The organism is uncultured Odoribacter sp. (assembly GCF_937966165.1).
In the GTDB taxonomy this organism is placed as follows: Bacteria; Bacteroidota; Bacteroidia; order Bacteroidales; family Marinifilaceae; genus Culturomica.
Window position 1 is genome coordinate 1 of the sequence record NZ_CALCLB010000020.1, and the last position, 17,259, is coordinate 17,259.

Consider the following 17,259-nt stretch of genomic DNA (forward strand, 5'->3'; position numbering starts at 1 on the left):
AAACGAACGTAAACTATTGCTAAATCTTTATTTAAATCATAAAAAAAATACTTATCCCAATCAGAATATAGATAAAAACCTCCGTCATCGTCATCCAATAAGCAAAACGAGGCTTTTTCATAATTCCAGCCGAAAGTTTATCTGCCACTAAAGCAACACAAGAAAATACACCTATAGCCTGAAAAATAAATACAAGTCCTAAAAAAAGCATTTGGAATACCGGATTTTCACCTTCCGTTTTCACAAATTGCGGGAAAAAAGCTAAAAAAAATAAAATTACTTTGGGATTGAGTAAATTCATCAATATACCTCTGCGGAATAAATGAAATACGGGAATACTTTCTGAAGAAAAACGCAGTGAGGCTCTGTTTCGGTTAATAAATGCTTTTCCTCCTAAATAAAATAAATATATTCCTCCTGCAATTTTTAATGCAGTGAAGGCAGGCAGAGAACCGGCCAACAGAGCAGACAATCCCAAACTTACTGCAGTTACATGAAAAACAAGCCCCGTACACAATCCGCATGCAAACACAATTCCGGCCTTTTTTCCCCGGTTTATACTTTGTGTAATAACAAATAATATATCCGGCCCAGGCATAATTGTCAATAATACCGCAGCAATCAGAAAGCTCCACACATTCATAGATCAGTCACTATTCAAATTTATGTTCTTTTTATTCTCCGGAACATAGAACAAAAATAAAGATAAATTTTAAAAATAAAATATCTTTGTAAGTATGCCTGAACTCCGTATGGCTTAAATGCGTAAACAATATATATCTTAATGTAAGACAACAACATGTTATTGAATATTATCTGGCTCATTCTGGGTTTCGTCATTTTGATTTATGGAGCGAATAAACTGGTAGACGGAGGTGCAGCACTTGCCTTCCGTCTGAATATTCCTAATATTGTCATTGGATTAACAATTGTGGCTTTTGGTACTTCAACACCCGAACTTGTCGTCAATCTATTTTCTTCTGCCGAAAAACAATCAGAATTAGCTTTAGGAAATGTCCTAGGCAGTAATATTTTTAATATACTGGCCATTTTAGGAATTACTGCCATCATTTATCCTATTGCAGTCAAAAAAGCCACCACTTGGGTAGAAGTTCCTCTGGCAGTATTAGCTGCTTTTCTAATTCTAGTTATGTTCGGAAATAATCATTGGCCCATCCCCTCACCCTATATGATTAGCCGGGCAGAAGGAATCGTACTACTATGCTTTTTTGTCTTTTTTGTAGCTTATACTTTAATCCTTGCCAGAAAAGGAGGAGCCGAAGAAGTGGAAGTCAAACATTATACAATCAGTAAATCCGTATTTTGGATCCTTGTAGGATTAGCCGGACTGGTCATAGGAGGACGGCTTCTGGTAAAAGGGGCCGTTCAAATCGCAGAAATACTGGGTATTTCACAAAGAATCATTGCCATTACGATCGTTTCCATCGGAACTTCTCTTCCTGAATTGGCGACCTCCCTCGTAGCAGCCCGCAAAAAAAATGTAGACATGGCTATCGGAAATGTAGTCGGATCCAATATTTTTAACACTTTTCTGATATTGGGGATATCCGCTTTAATTTCCCCTATTCAAATGTCCACAGCAAACCTGCCCGACATCGGAATGAATTTCCTTTCCGCTCTCCTCCTGTTTATCTTTATTTTTACAGGTAAAGGACGGCAAATCGAAAGATGGGAAGGTGCAATTTTTTTACTCCTTTATATCTCTTATGTAATTTGGCTGATTTTAGGATAAAGTTCAATCTTTCACCTCTAGCTTTCAGATGAAATCAAAAACGAAATCAGTTTTTGAAGTATTTTTTGATTATTAATAGATTAACAGTCTTTTCCAAGCGTATTCCAACAACTTTTTACTTCTTTCGGTAGTATACTATCCTATAGGAATAAATAAAACAGTTATGGAAAAAGAAAATTTTCAGATTGAACCGGGAGCGCCCATGTTCAGTAAAGGATATTCCATTATCATAGACTCCAAAGGTCCTTACTTTGTGTATGGAAAACCTACTTTACGCCAGGAATTTATCGTCCCGAATACTGAAGGGGAAGCCTGGGAATACAAAACGGGAATTACGTATAAAGTAGAACACGAACCTATGGTTTTATGCAGATGCGGACATTCCCATACAAAACCGTTTTGTGACGGTTCACATACTCAAGTAGACTGGGATCCCACTCTTTCGGCCGACCGTAAACCCCTGCTAGATAATGTTGAAATCTCAGAAGGGGAAGATTTACAATTATTGGATAATAAAATCTATTGCGTACATGCCCGGTTCTGTATGGCTAAAGGAACTGTATGGAATTTAGTGGAACAATCACATAACCCGGAAGCTCATGACTTAACGATACGGGAAACATTTCATTGTCCCTCGGGACGTCTGAAACTAAAAGATAAAAAAAAAGACGAATTTTTAGAACCCCGTCTGGAACCTTCTCTCAGTTTGATTGAAGATCCCCAAAGGAACTGCAGCGGTCCGCTCTGGGTAAAGGGAGGTATTCCCATGGAAGACAGCGAATGCACTCCCTATGAAATACGAAACCGTGTTACTTTGTGCCGCTGCGGAATTTCCCATAATAAACCTTACTGCGACGGCTCTCATATGAAAGCCCGGTTCTGTGATGAGCAACCGGGCATGACAAGCTAATTACTGTATTACCAACTTCCGCTAGCTCCCCCTCCGCCGAAACTCCCTCCGCCAAAACCTCCGAAAGAACCACTTCCTCCGCTGAAAGACCCAAAATTACGCCCCCCACCAAATCCGCCAAAAAAGATAGGAGGAAATCCGTCCTTATCATGTCCACCCGTTGTATATCCTTTACGCCTTTTAAATAAGAAGGGGATTGAGAAAATAAAAACTAAAGGTATTATCAACGGCCAAGCCGCTCCATCTCCTTCTGTCCGTTTCGCATACTGCTCTGCTGTGTATTCTCCCCCCGTCAAATCCATTAATACGTTTGTAGCCTTTTCGACACCAGTATAATAACGCCCATTTTGAAATTCCGGAATCACTTCATTCCGGATAATACGGGAAGCAATGGCATCCGGCACAACTCCCTCCAAGCCATAACCCACCGCCATGGCTACCTGTCCCTTTTCATTTCCCTTTTTGGGCTTAATCAAAATCAATATACCATTATCCTTCCCCTTTTGCCCAATGCCCCATTTCTCTGCCAAACGCTGAGCATAATCATTGGGAGCATAGCCGTCTAATGTAGGCACTGTAGCTATCGCGATCTGAGTGGAAGAGGTATCATTAAAGTTCCGTAATTTCCTTTCCAGAGCAGCTTGCTGCTGCGGTGTAAACAGTTGTGTAAAATCATTTACGATACGTTTCGGATGCATAGGTTCGGGGAAATCCTGAGCCAGCACTCCGACAGCCAACAACAAAAAAACCAATATCAAAAAACGTCTCATAAATTTTTTATTTTTTGAATGATATCTCATCCGGAAGTTCATTTATATCCTCCGTTTGGTAAGGGAAATATGTCTTTAATTGTATACCGATTTCCCGAACAGCATTACAAACTCCTTCACAAATCTGCCCTTTTCTGAAATTTTCTATCATCCGGTTTTTAATTTCATCCCAAAAATTGACAGGAACTTTGGCATTGATCCCCGCATCTCCTAAAATCGCCATTTTTTTATCTTCCAGTGCAATATAAACCAACACTCCGTTCCGCAGCGCCGTTTTATGCATTTTCAACTGAGCAAACGCCTCTGCTGCACAATCCAATACATCCTTTTTGCAATAATTCTCAAAATGAATACGGATTTCCCCGGAAGTGTTCTTCTCCGCTTCCTGAATGGCAGCCACCATGGCGTCTTTTTGTTCCGATGTAAAATGTTTTTCCGGAGATAACATGTTTCAGAAATATTTTAAAATTCAACTTTAGGAGCCGTCTCTGCCCCGGCACTCGCTTCAAAATAAGGTTTGGGCGTAAATCCAAACATACCCGCAATCAGATTTTTAGGAAACTGACGGATATAAGCATTATATGTACGTACCGTATCATTAAATTTACGCCTTTCTACAGCAATACGATTTTCCGTTCCTTCCAACTGCGCCTGCAACTCCAAAAAATTCTGATTCGCTTTTAAATCCGGATAACTCTCCGAAATAGCCATCAATCTTGACAGTGCCGAAGACAATTCCCCCTGAGTACGGTTTAATCGCTGCATAGTAGCTTCATCCAGCTGCTCGAAGTTGATCTGAGTCTGAGTAGCCTTTGCCCGGGCATTTACCACATCCGTCAACGTCTGCTGTTCATGAGACGCATAACCTTTTACAGTATTTACCAGATTGGGGATCAAATCTAAACGCCGCTGATACTGGTTTTCTACATTTGACCATTGCGCCGCAACAGTTTCATTCATTTTTACCATACCGTTATAGCTACCCCGAAACCACAAAAAAATAGCCAGAATAATAACCCCGATTACAATTAATACAATATACCCCTTTTTCATATAGAAAATTTTACTTCATATTATAATTATCTGTATTTATTCAGCAATTTTAATACCATCCGGCATTCTTTTTCAACAAAAATTTTCTACTTACCGAATATATTGTATTTTAACGATTTACAAAAATTAAAGTTTAATTCTGAGCTAAAAAAATTTGTCAAAATGGCAGTGAGCCCGAACAATATTTTTTAATATCCGGGAAAAAACGGTAAACGATCAGGAAAGTTGAGGATTTGCCAAGGCATTTTCCTCTGTATCAAAACCTTCTTTAAATATTTTTTTTAAAGGCATAAAGAATCGCTCAATTAAACGTAAATCATCAGTCACAATATCAGCCTGAGCTTCCATCTCCGGACTAAAAGGCAACTCTTTTTTATAATTGGTATGAAGCCCGTCCGGAAGAAGAATTTCTATCATATAATTATTCTGATTGGGGACCAAAGATATAGAAGAAACTTTTCCATTGACGATGCCAAATTCCTGGTCGGGATAGTTTGTAAACCGGATGATAACCCGCTGTCCGACTTTTACCTTCCCGGACCGCTGAGCCGGCAACATAGCCTTCCCTATCAATTGCTCATTTTTTCCCGGGACGATATTAAAAACAATCTCATTTGCCGTTACATACTGATTGACATGCCGGATCTGCGTAAAAGATACGGTTCCCGAAACAGAAGCTTTTAATACATAGTTTAATTCCCAATTATTAATTTCGTTCAATAATTGCTCCGCAGCAACCGAATAGTTCTGATACAAAACTTTTTCTTTCTCTGCCCGCTGAAGTTCGTAATCCAATATATCTGTCTCCAAATCTCCTATCTGAATTTGCAAATTGTCAATAGAAGCCTTGAGCTGCTCATAAGCCGTTCTTCTTTGTAACAATTGCGTACGGCTCACTTCCAAATCTGCCGCCGCCAGAATTCCTTCCTCAAACAAGATAGAATCCCTTTCGTATTGTTTTTTCCCGATCCGGTATTGTTCCTGCTGTATCTGTTCCTGTCCGATTAAGTTACGGTGATAAATTTCATATTTGCTGATCTGTTTTCTCAGGGAATTTATTTTTTGAGGATAATAATTCAAAACTTTATAGTTTTTATAATCATATAAACTACGCATAAAGCTGGTATATAAAGACTGAGCATTGCCTAATTTCAGTTCTTTTTCAGAATTAAAAAGCAAAAGAGCACTGTCCGGCTGATTTACCACAGGTATCAATGTGTTTCTCAATTGCAATATATCTTCTGTAACCGCTGTATTTTCAATAACAGCCAGATAATCTCCTTTCTCAACCTCCTGCTTGTCTTCTATGTATAAATGTGTCAAATGCCCGTTCGTCCGCGCAATAACCTGTACGGAAGGATTATCACTCGTCAACGTCATAGTAGCAGTAATCGTATCCGGATAACGAAAGAAAAAACTTCCCACCAAAAGGATAATAATAATGACCAAAAATAAAGTTATCCCCCAACGCAATATCCAGTTGGGCATATGTCCCATCACCTCCTGCACTTCTTCACTTCGTAATTCGATTTCCTTTTCTGACATAAAAAAGACAATTAATCATTATTTTCCCAATTCCAACTGATTTTTTACTAACCGATAATAGACTCCTTTCAAACAGGTAAGCTCCTGATGAGTACCTTCTTCCACAATCCCCCCTTTATCTAAAACGACAATTTTATCCGCATTCTGAACTGTAGAAAGCCGGTGTGCAACAATAACCACTGTTTTCCCTTTATAAAATTCATTCAAATGCTCCATAATCTCCCTTTCGTTATTTGCATCTAAAGCATTCGTCGCTTCATCAAAGAAAAGAAATTCCGGATTTTTATATACAGCCCGTGCAATGAGTATACGCTGACGTTGTCCCTGACTGATCCCACTCCCTTCCATACCGATTTTCGTATTATAACCCAATGGCAAAGAATCAATAAACTGATCTATATTAGCAATTTGAGCAGCATTTAATAAACGCTCTTTATCAATGGTTTCTTCCCCTATCGCTATGTTTTCTGCTATGGTTTCCGAAAAAATAAAACCGTCCTGCATTACAGATCCCGTTACACTCCGCCATAAATGAGGATTTATATTTTTCAAATAAACATCTCCCACTTTTATATTTCCTTTATTCGGAGAATAAAAACCCAATAATAACTTAATTAAAGTGGTCTTCCCGCTCCCGCTAGCGCCTACAATAGCCGTTATTTTGTTCCGGGGAATAATTAAATTGACATCGTTGAGCACGTAATCCGAAGAACCATCGTAACTAAAACACAAATTCTCTATTGTAAAAGTATGATTCTGAGGTAAAAACGAGACCTTATCCATAGCAGTCTCTTCTTCGTCTTCTCTCTGATGAATCTCATTCAAACGTTCTAAACTGATTTTAGCATCCTGAAAAGAACGGGCAAAACCGATAAATTGCTCAATGGGAGAATTTAACTGTCCGATAATGTATGTAAGCGACATCATCATACCTAAAGTCATCTCTCCTTGCACTACTGCCCGGGCAGCAATATAAGAAATCAAAATATTAGTTGTCTGATTAAAAAATACAGAACCGACCTGCTGGTATTGCTGCAAAGCCAATCCCTTTACACTTATTTTAAATAGTTTTACCTGAATTCGTTCCCATTTCCATCTCTTCTGCGTTTCACAATTATTGAGCTTGATTTCCTGCATACCCGTTATGATCTGGTATAAAGTACTCTGCTCAGTCGAAGCTTGCGAAAAACGACGTAAATCCAATTCCCTCCTGTATTTCATAAAAGATAATACCCAAATCACATATAAAACATTCCCTAAAAGGAAAAGCCCGAAAATAGACAAATCATAATAAGCCAGCACAAACCCAAATACGATAAAATTGACAAAGGAAAAAAGAGTAGAAATCGAAGACCCTGTCAAAAATGATTCAATCCGGCTGTGATCCCCAATGCGCTGCATAATGTCACCAATCATTTTCGTATCGAAAAAATGCAACGGCAAACGCATTAATTTCACTAAAAAATCAGAAATAAGCGAAATATTGATCCGGATATTCATATGAAGCAATAACCAACTCCGGATAAAATCCACCGAAAGCCGGGCAATAAAGATAATCAGCTGAGCAACTAATATAAGAGTGATAAAATTCAGGTTGTTATCCCGGATTCCGACATCCACTAACGACTGCGTAAGGAAAGGAACAACTAATTGTAATATACTCCCGATTACCATCCCCAGGACCAGCTGCACAATAGCTTTTTTATGCGGTGAAAGGTAACGGAAAAAAAAATTTAATTTCTTTTTAGCTTCTTTCCGGTCATCCTCCATTGAATAAAAATCAGGAGTCGGCTCTAATACCAAAGCAACACCTGTATCCTGTCCCCTGTCTCTCGAACTGATCCAGCAACGTTTAAATTCTTCCTCATTGTAAGTTACCGGCTGAGCTCCTGCTGGATCTCCTATCAGTATTTTATATTTATTATGCCGTTTTTTTATCCGATAACATACGACAAAATGTTGTTGATTCCAATGAAGAATACAAGGAAGCGGAAATTCATCCGCCAGCTGTTCAAAAGTAATTTTTACCCCCGTCGTGCGAAATCCTATGGATTCTGCAGCCTCACTAATACCCAATAATGAAACTCCCGAACGAGAAATGAAAGCCTTATCTCTCAGGGTCTGTAAACTGTAAACCCGTCCATAATATTTTGCAATCATCCTTAAACAGGTTGGACCGCAATCCATTCTGTCTAATTGGGTATAAATAGGATAACGCCGCATACATTTATTTATTCAATATATACAAATATAGTTTTTCTTTTTTATTTAATAATATATTTTCATATTTAATTAAACAATACTATCTGTTTAGTATATAGTTAATCAGGAAAAAATAAGTATATGAAAAGATCGAATTGCTATCGGAAAAGGATGAAAAATTACACAAAAGGGCACGTCCCTAATGTGTAAAAAGTTGCTCCGGAACAATGAAATCTATGTATCCCTTTTCAGATCCGTTTTTGATTACGAAAGGAAATGACAGGTATTGGCTTTTCAGGAATCCGTTCCTGAATATTTTCTTTTCTCTTATTTTTCAGTTTGCCGGATAATTTCAACATTAGCCACTTTTAAACGTGTCGCTAACCAGGATCTGAAACGTTCTTCTTCGACAACCACAGGATTTTTCCGATAGGCCAAAAAGGCAACCGTTAACGTATCACTCTTTTGCAATTCGACCTCTGTCCGTACTAACCGGGACACCGCTATTGAACGGATATAAGGAAATAATATTTTCAATTCCGGAGTAATCACCTGGGCAACAGAATCATATACTGTATACTTTTCTAAACGGGATTTTAAATAAGTGATCTCTTCTGTTTGCTGATGGATTCTTTCCTGATTATGGCGGTAAAAATCCTGTAACACCAAATTATTTAATCCTTCCTTCCCGGTATCTTCTTCTTCTTTTCCGAATCCCTGGGATATATCCAGACGCACATTTTTTAAACCATATTGTTCCATTTTCTGACGCAACATAATGATCGATTCTTCCGGAACTTCCTTTCCTACCAAAGAAACCGAAATTTTACGCTCAGGGGCCTCCGCATCTACATATTTATTGACCACAAATGTATTGGGAAAATTGATTTCATTGCCAATAAAACGGTTGGCACTTGTTTCAAAAATATTTTTCCGGATCATATTATAGGTAATATAAATACTCGGCACCACGGTCAGGAAAAGAATAGTATAAACCAATTGTTGCACTCGTTTCCCCCGGGCTTTATCTACAAAGGTCTTTTTGGAAAAATGCATTAATTTCACACCGAGAGTCGTGGCAAAAGCAATAAAAACGGAATTAATCATGTAAAGATAGAAAGCTCCGAAAAAATAAGTAAAATTACCGCTGGCAATTCCAAAACCTGCTGTACACAAGGGAGGCATCAAAGCAGTGGCAATGGCAACCCCCGGAATCACATTTCCTTTTAAACGCGTACTGGACGCAACAACACCCGCCATCCCTCCAAAGAAAGCAATCAATACATCGTATATCGTAGGGGTCGTCCGGGCTAATAATTCCGAACGAGCTTCATTTAAAGGAGATATCAAAAAATAAAAGGTAGAGGTTAAAATCCCGAAAACGGTAGCTATGGCCAAATTCCGAAAAGCCTTCTTGATTAATTCAAAATCATTGATTCCCAAACCTAAACCGATTCCCATGATAGGTCCCATCAGCGGAGAAATCAACATCGCACCAATAATGACAGCCGTAGAATTGACATTCAGTCCTAATGAAGCAATAAAAATAGCAAAAATCAATACCCATAAATTACTACCACGGAAATTAATGCCTCTGCAAATATTTTCAATGGTCTCTGTTTCACTCTCCCTGTCTTCTGAAGGATCTAAAATCCCTCTCAGATAATTTTTAAATTGAAGAAATAATTCTGAAAAATTCATATCCCTCTCATTTTAATACACCAACTCCTGATTGTTTTCCCTTATTAAGCAATTGCAAAATAACGTATTTTTTTCAGGAAAAACTACCCTTACACCAATCTGTTTAAAAAAATCACAATAAATGTATCCAGATGTTATAAAAATCTTCATCCTAACCCACTTACTCCCTCTATTTAAAGATCCCAAAAGCTTTCGGCATAAAAATGTCTCCCAAAGTGAATTAAAACTCCGGGAGAACATTTTTTATACAAACATTTAAAAATCACTTTTTACGTTTTATTCCCGATTGTTTTTTCCGTTCCGGCTTACCTTCATTCAGAGAAGAAGGCACGACTCCTATATTTCCGGAAGAACAACCTTTCTGCAAAGTATTTAAATACTGGACAACTGCATATTTAGCAGCCGCAATAGTCTCCCGGTTCACTTTCTGAATAACACTTCCCCGGGCGACATCTTCCGTTGTAATATATCCTTCCATTAATAACAATTGCACAATCATATTGTTGATATTCGTTTCTTCACTATAGCCTTCTGCCTGATACAACAAAGGAACTTTTTCGGCAAATTCCCGGGCAAAATCCCCGTAATTCGGTAAGCTCATCAATTCTTCAAAAGTTTCACTGAAACTACTCAGTTCTATATTCAGATTTGGATTTACCAATAAAGGGCTAAATTCCTGCTTCGGATCTACCGGAATAAAATGTACTAAATTATGCATGTCGACTTTCTGAGTAATATCGTCCATACGGCGATAATCCGCCTTCCGCATGTTTTCCAGCTGGTAAATAAAGAAATTATAGCGCCACAATTCAGAACTATTCATTTCTCCATGAAAGATAGAACGGTATTTCTCGTTCAATAAACGTTTTACTTTTATCTTTCCTTCATTGATCTCAGGGCGGGTGACCCGCACTTCCTGAATCATTTTTTTTAATTCCATAGCAGCTTTCTGAGGACCTGTAATCTCCCGTCCTTTTTTACCTATTTCCGTAGAAAGTATGCCACACTGTATATTCCGGGCTCCCCCTTTCCCCTCTGCTCCTCCACGCATCACCCGGACCAGATTCTGTACAGCCGTCAATTGTCCCTCCTCTGCAATAAAAGGCTGGCCTCCCGGAGTACTGGCCAAGGAATCGAATATGGAACTGAACATTTTCCGGTCGATCCACATGTCCTGAACTTCTCCTTCAACAGTATAGGCCTGCACCGCAAAACGGTTCCGGATGATATCAAACGCCACAGAAGCGATTTTATATACAACTCCATCTTTTTTAAACTCTTTACCGGAAAAAATCAGATTCACCACTTCTGTAATATCAATTTTATCCAACAATTTATAAGAAGAAGACAAATAATACTGTTTTTCTATAGCACTGTAATCCCAATCCAGAATATCATCCAAATAATTTCCATGCCGTGCCATTACACTCACAATATTTTTATCAGCTGTATACCGTTTTAAGGTACGTTGAAAATTCGGTCCATCCTGACTGGTAGCTTTTTCTTTCCGTTCCCCGTGGGAGTCGATATACAACAGAAAGTTCTCCGGGTTATCCACCCGCGTAATCCCGGCTTCATCCTTAGAATAATTGCTGGCACTCAACATGATGTCTATTTTATAAGGCATCGTAATATCGCACATTCCACTGACCGTACTGCGGGAATTCAAATCCTCCACATTACTATCGGCACTGCTTTCAAACAGGTATTTATAATATTTAATATAATCCGGATCGAAGTCCGTCGTCCGAGAAAAATCCCCTACTTCTGTACCGATACCATATAAATTCCCCTGAGCATCCTGAAATTCGTGGAACATATCTCCGGCAATCAGTTTAACAGAACGTACTCCCTGCAGATTATTACGTAACCATTTCAATATAAAAGCAGCTATCATTTCCGACTTTCCTACTCCGCTATCCCCATTGATTTCTATTACAAAAATGCTACCGTCATTCTCTTCCACAGCAAACAAAGAACCGTGACGGGGGTTACCTCCGATTTCCTTGATCTTCTCATTGATCACTGTCAGACGAGGTTTTTTGACATCCCCGAAATAATCCACTTTTTGTTTTAAAGGTGTTACAATGGTCTTGATGTTTCCATACGGCCCTTTGATATCGAAATAACCGATCTGAGGAAAAGAAATCAATTTTTCCGGAGCACCTAAAAAACTAATCACATCCGGTACAAAATTCTGAATATCCTTTAGAGAAATATCTTCCGTATAATTTAAACGGTAATTATCGGTCAGGTATTTCAGATATCCCTTCTGGAAAATCACCAGTTCCTTTACCATGCCGTGTTTAACTACTTTACAACGATAATCGTCAGCATCCATATTGGTAATAAACCGGGCCAGCCGGTCGGCAAAGAAAGAGGAATCCGGACGTAAATCCAATAATTTCAGATAATCATTTGTTCCTGCTTCTTCCACAAAATCCTTTACTTCCGATTCCAAACGATCTATTTTATGAAAGGGATATTCGCGCTTCTTGGCATCTGTTATAATACGTGTATGTTCCTGAACCGGTTGTTCAGCAGAAATGACTCCGCATTTTTGCATCAATTCGTTAATCCAACTGATTTTTCCCTCTTCATAAGTTTCCAAAACCTTATTTTCCATTTCAAATCCTTTGTAAACGGAAACTCCGTGCTGAACCATTTCATTGACACTGGAATTTTGCTTCCGGAAAGCCGTCTCCACTAAACGGACGATAATATGGGTGTAACGTTTATAATAGTCCGTCCCTTTTGTCCGTTTAATCATGCTGATATAAAACAGGACTACCCGGCGGCTTACCCGGTGAATTTCACTTTCTGCCACCTTGATATCTTTTTTACGCAGGATATATTCGTTGATTTCATTTAATTGTGAAGGCATAATTTCATTTATAAATTCCTCCCGGAACATCCGCAATTCATTATCCTCACAATTTTCAATCTTTCCGCTGAAATATTTCAGTTTACCGATCACTAATTCATAAAACGAATCGTCATTCCGCAAAAGATAGAGATAAAGAATTTTATCCGTGACACTCGTACAGGCATCGTTAATTCCCAAAGAAACAGCATCTATAATATAACCGATGGTCTTCTGGGATAAAGTCATTTTTTTGAATTCGGGTAATTCCCGCAATCGGCTGATAAATTCATCCAACCAGATATTCAGATTCAAATCCTTCAGCTGAATCCCGGTCACTTCTTCAAAAGTCTCACCGGCAACTTTAATAATTTCACTCCGGCTGGGTTCCAAGCTCTCTTTTTCAAAAGGCAAATTAAAATGGAGCAAAATTTCCCGTATGTATTTTTTCAGAATACTATTTATTCCTTCTAATTTGGATTTATCCGATTCAGGAGCGCCCGTTGCCTCTATAGCCAATATTTTTACTTTACTATCGGAGAAAAGAATATGTTCCATTTCTATCAATATCTCCCGCATTATATTCTTTTCCATCGGATCGTCCAATACATTGTGGTTGGGTTGGAAAGTCCGTTTATTTGTAATGTATTTTAAAATAACAGCCTTACTGTACTTCGAACTTACGGTATTGAAATCCAGGCTGGCAATATCCGGCACTTTTTTATAAATCTGCGCCAAAAGGTTTTCATATACTTTTGTAAACGCGGCACTTCGGATAAATTCAAAAACATCCCGGCAAGAGCCAATTTTATCCCCATGTAATTCAATTACTGAATTTACAGAACGGTCTATCGTCGTAATCGTTATCCCGCTCTTTTCGGGAGAAGCATGGTATAAGGTCCGTATATCCCTGATTTGCAGAGAAGGTGCTTTATCTTTTTTATATTTGCCGGACAAAGGATAGTCTGAAACAATCATCTCTATCAATTCCTTATCCTTTTTATAAGCAAAGACCTCCTCCAATATTATGTGACTTTCGACTTTTTTATAAACCGGATTCCCGCGTTTCTCAACAAACGACAACCAGTATTTCAGGAAAATGGTAAACCCATCTTCCAATTCATACTGAAATACACGGATACTCTCTTCCGTATCAGAAAGAAATCCTCCCAAAGCAAACCGGACAATACCTGTAGGATAAGGAACTGCCGCAATGCCCCGGTTCTGAGCCAAATACTGACAAAAACAAAGTAAATCTGCATATGAAAAACGGCCACATACCCGGAAATTAAATAAATAAGAACCCTCAGAAGGCAAATAGGTGATCCCACTTCCGGGAAATTTTGACAATGCCCGTTCTGCCGCCTCTCCCGCCCATTTCATGCGTTCCAAAGATTCCGTCCGAAAGTTTTTATTCACCCGGAAGCGATTCAAATTTTTTACCAAACGGTTTTGATAATATACAAAAAACGGTTCTTCTTTGTATTTAAAATCATCCGGTAAAGCCAATATATCCAGTTTATCCAAAGAAACCAATTCATCCAGGAGGAATAAATAGAGAGGACTCCCTTCAAATCCGGCTGTCTTATGCAATTGCCGGTTAGTCCTGCTATTCCGGTTCATCTTTTCTGTACGGCCAATCTGTTCATTAATAAAACGGATCAAAGTTTCTTTGATTTTATAACGGGAAACATTCTTCGGCAATTCGCTCTCCAGCGTATCTTTTATCTTTTTAGCTACCTGAGCTACTTCCAAGAGGTTATTCAGCATTAAAAGCGAATTGTTATTTCCATGCGAACTGGAATTATGCTGGCGTACAAAAATTCCCACGGCATACGCCCGGGGCGTCACGGCCAGGGCCCCTAACCGATCGCCTGTAGCAGATAAATTCTTTGTAGTAGAAAGAGAAGATACAGCCCGGACGTTCGACTGAGCCGGAATATTGTTGAGGATATAACGGGAAATTGTTCTCCATTTCGGCATTTGCTGATCCGTTACCTTTACACTGTCCGCATACGCTTCGTCTAAAAACAATGTAATTTTAGAAGTGTTCAATAATCGCAAGAAATTATTCAATGCTTCCGTATTGAAATCCGTATACCCGGTAGGATTATTGGGATCATTGATCAATATCGTTGTATTTTCACAAAACAAATCCCATAAACTACCGCTATCGTCAAACAAAGCTAAAGTAGCCTTTATCCGCAATAATTTATCTGTCAGCCGTTCGTATGCCAAACGTCCGTCTGCCAAATTTTCAATTTCAATGTCAAAGGGATTAATATCAAAAGTATCATCCGGTAATAAATCTTTATATTCCCAAGACTGAATAGCATTATAAATGATATAAGGCTTAGGTCTTCCATTAGGATTAAACAATAAATCCCGGATAATCATCTGTACAGAATCGGATACAGAAGTTTGTTCCAGATTTCCCAAAGCTGAAAGAAAATTCTTTACTATATCCTGTTCCGGTTTACGCAAAGCATAATATTTTTCCCGGATTCCCAAATCAATCAAAAAGTTGTCAAAACGTCCTTTATTATTAGACTCATTATCTGCTTTTGTTATATAGGACTGATATTTTTCCAGAAACAGATTAATCCCGAAATTTTTGTGAAAATGGCTTCTCAATGTCCGCTCATAATTACTGGGAATAATATCTAAAATTAAACGGCAAGCTTCCCGGACTTCTTCATTCAAAGGGGAAAAAGGTTTCTGCAGTAAATACTGCCCGTAAGTCCGGATCTGATTCCTGCCTCCTCCTTCCAATACACTCAACACTTCAATATGCGTATTGCCGGAATAAAAATACTGACGGATGCGGGACTCAAATTCTTCTATTAATTCCTGAGTCTGTGCCTGACGTTTTTCCTCTTTATGGCAATTTTCCAGAAAATAAATAAAATCACGTAATTTTTCCAGCGAATATTTATCCTGTACGATCTTCCGGGAAAACATATCCAATTTGAACACGTTCAAACGTTTTACCGCATCCTGCGCAGTCCCCAGCTGTTCCTTCAATATCTTACAAATTTCTTTTTCATACTCCCCGATCTGTATTTCTATCTTTTCCCGGAATTCTGTCAGGTATAAAGGATTGACATTTTCCAGGATTAAGCGCAAATTCAGTTGCGTATTGGCAGGAGAACCTAATTTTTTGGTATGGACTTTATTGAGCGTATTGATAATCCCATTATGAAAACAAAACACTAAAGATGTATTGGAACTACGGGATTCCTTCGAATCGTCCACAATTACCAGACGGGTTAATAAGGGGAACCATTTTTCTCCGGAATACAAATTCACCCGCATGTGTTTCACTTTAATCACAAAAACAGAAGTAGTGTCTACACACATTTGTTCATACAATTCTTCTGCAGCGGGATTCTCCAATACCTGTACACTGGCTTTACTGAAGACCTCCCCCCGAATCAGACTGACAGCTTTATCCGCGTTCCCGGAAACAACAGTGCGGATCATCCCGTTCAAACCTTTAAAATTTACAGTCCAGCGGGTTCGGTTAATAAAATCAGCCACCTCTGCTTTGGTCGTATAATGTGTACTCTGACTGATCATCTGTTCTAAAGTATCCATCAGATAATTCCAATGTCCTTCATTTATATCGCCCGTCACTCCGATCACATCTCTGTATTTCCGCAATTCGCTAACCTGCCCACCTAACTGTACCTGAGAAATAAAGTCGATATGACTGCTTTTCACCGGAGGAGTGCCCACTGAAAAATCATGAGTATCCTTAATATTGCCCAACAAAAACTTTTCCTCCGGAGAAACTGTCTCCGTATCCAGAAAACTGTCTAATTTCTTGACAAATTCCCCTCTCCGGCTGCTGAGTTCAAAAGCCTTGGAAGAAACATGTGGACATAGCATCAGCGAAACATCCGTATAGCCCGGTATATCTTCCCTGAATTTTAATAAATAACGATTAATTTCCGCCTGTTGGACAGCAGGATCATCCGGCTCTTCAAAACACAATTTTACAAAACTGGTCAGATTATCATAAATATGTCTCGGTAAAAAAATTTCAGCTCTTTCTCCAAGTAATTCATAAAGATTTAATAACTGCTGAGCTTCATTACTCAAAAATGCTTTGGGTTCTCCTTTAATGTACATTATCGTTCGGGTTACAAATTATTGCTTAACATTTTAAATTCCAGTCCTCCCACCACCGGATCAGCTGCTAATCATCCATACAAAAAAAACCCGCTTTTCAGCGGGCTTTTTGATTCCTGTTTTATCTTTCCGGTAAAGCAATAGAAGCCCGCAACGTAATTTTACGTTCCATCAAATCATACATAAACTTTCTATTATTTACCATAAAAAAATCCATCCTCATTAACAGCACAATATTAGTAATTAATACTTTAATAAAAAAAAATAAGGAAAGAACAACCACTTTAACTCACGAAAACGTTTGAGAATACAGCTGCAGGTCAAATTG

The 17,259-nt window shown here is 38.5% G+C and carries 10 protein-coding genes; 2 read left to right on the forward strand and 8 right to left on the reverse strand.

What is annotated here, in order from left to right; all coding sequences use genetic code 11:
* Positions 1-31 precede the first annotated feature (31 nt).
* Positions 32-643, reverse strand: a complete 612-nt coding sequence (locus Q0465_RS09455; protein ID WP_298615511.1) for a LysE family translocator — start codon at positions 641-643, stop codon at positions 32-34.
* Between the two features lie 156 nt (positions 644-799).
* Between Q0465_RS09455 and Q0465_RS09460 the strand changes: the two genes are divergently transcribed.
* Together Q0465_RS09460 and Q0465_RS09465 are read left to right on the forward strand one after the other, a co-directional pair.
* Positions 800-1,753: a calcium/sodium antiporter gene (locus Q0465_RS09460; protein WP_298615514.1), complete on the forward strand. Its 954-nt coding sequence runs from the start codon at positions 800-802 to the stop codon at positions 1,751-1,753.
* Between the two features lie 163 nt (positions 1,754-1,916).
* Positions 1,917-2,663: a CDGSH iron-sulfur domain-containing protein gene (locus Q0465_RS09465; protein WP_298615517.1), complete on the forward strand. Its 747-nt coding sequence runs from the start codon at positions 1,917-1,919 to the stop codon at positions 2,661-2,663.
* Between the two features lie 8 nt (positions 2,664-2,671).
* On the opposite strand, the gene Q0465_RS09470 is transcribed toward Q0465_RS09465, so the two are convergent.
* The 7 genes from Q0465_RS09470 to Q0465_RS09500 form a co-directional block, all read right to left on the reverse strand.
* Complete coding sequence (locus tag Q0465_RS09470) at positions 2,672-3,433, reverse strand: TPM domain-containing protein (RefSeq protein ID WP_298615520.1); 762 nt, start codon at positions 3,431-3,433, stop codon at positions 2,672-2,674.
* Positions 3,434-3,440: 7 nt separating this feature from the next.
* Complete coding sequence (locus tag Q0465_RS09475) at positions 3,441-3,881, reverse strand: TPM domain-containing protein (RefSeq protein WP_298615522.1); 441 nt, start codon at positions 3,879-3,881, stop codon at positions 3,441-3,443.
* A gap of 14 nt (positions 3,882-3,895) precedes the next feature.
* A complete protein-coding gene (locus tag Q0465_RS09480; protein WP_298615524.1) occupies positions 3,896-4,486 on the reverse strand; it encodes a LemA family protein in 591 nt (196 codons plus the stop codon).
* 216 nt (positions 4,487-4,702) lie between these two features.
* Positions 4,703-6,031, reverse strand: a complete 1,329-nt coding sequence (locus Q0465_RS09485) for an HlyD family efflux transporter periplasmic adaptor subunit (protein WP_298615526.1) — start codon at positions 6,029-6,031, stop codon at positions 4,703-4,705.
* Positions 6,032-6,049: 18 nt separating this feature from the next.
* Positions 6,050-8,254, reverse strand: coding sequence for a peptidase domain-containing ABC transporter (locus tag Q0465_RS09490; protein WP_298615528.1), 2,205 nt, complete (start codon positions 8,252-8,254; stop codon positions 6,050-6,052).
* 306 nt (positions 8,255-8,560) lie between these two features.
* The gene (locus Q0465_RS09495) at positions 8,561-9,934 is read right to left on the reverse strand and encodes a DUF389 domain-containing protein (RefSeq protein ID WP_298615530.1); all 1,374 of its coding nucleotides are present in this window, start codon (positions 9,932-9,934) and stop codon (positions 8,561-8,563) included.
* A 262-nt stretch (positions 9,935-10,196) separates the two neighbouring features.
* On the reverse strand, positions 10,197-16,931 hold the full coding sequence (locus Q0465_RS09500) for an aminotransferase class I/II-fold pyridoxal phosphate-dependent enzyme (RefSeq protein ID WP_298615532.1): 6,735 nt from the start codon (positions 16,929-16,931) through the stop codon (positions 10,197-10,199).
* Positions 16,932-17,259 lie beyond the last annotated feature (328 nt).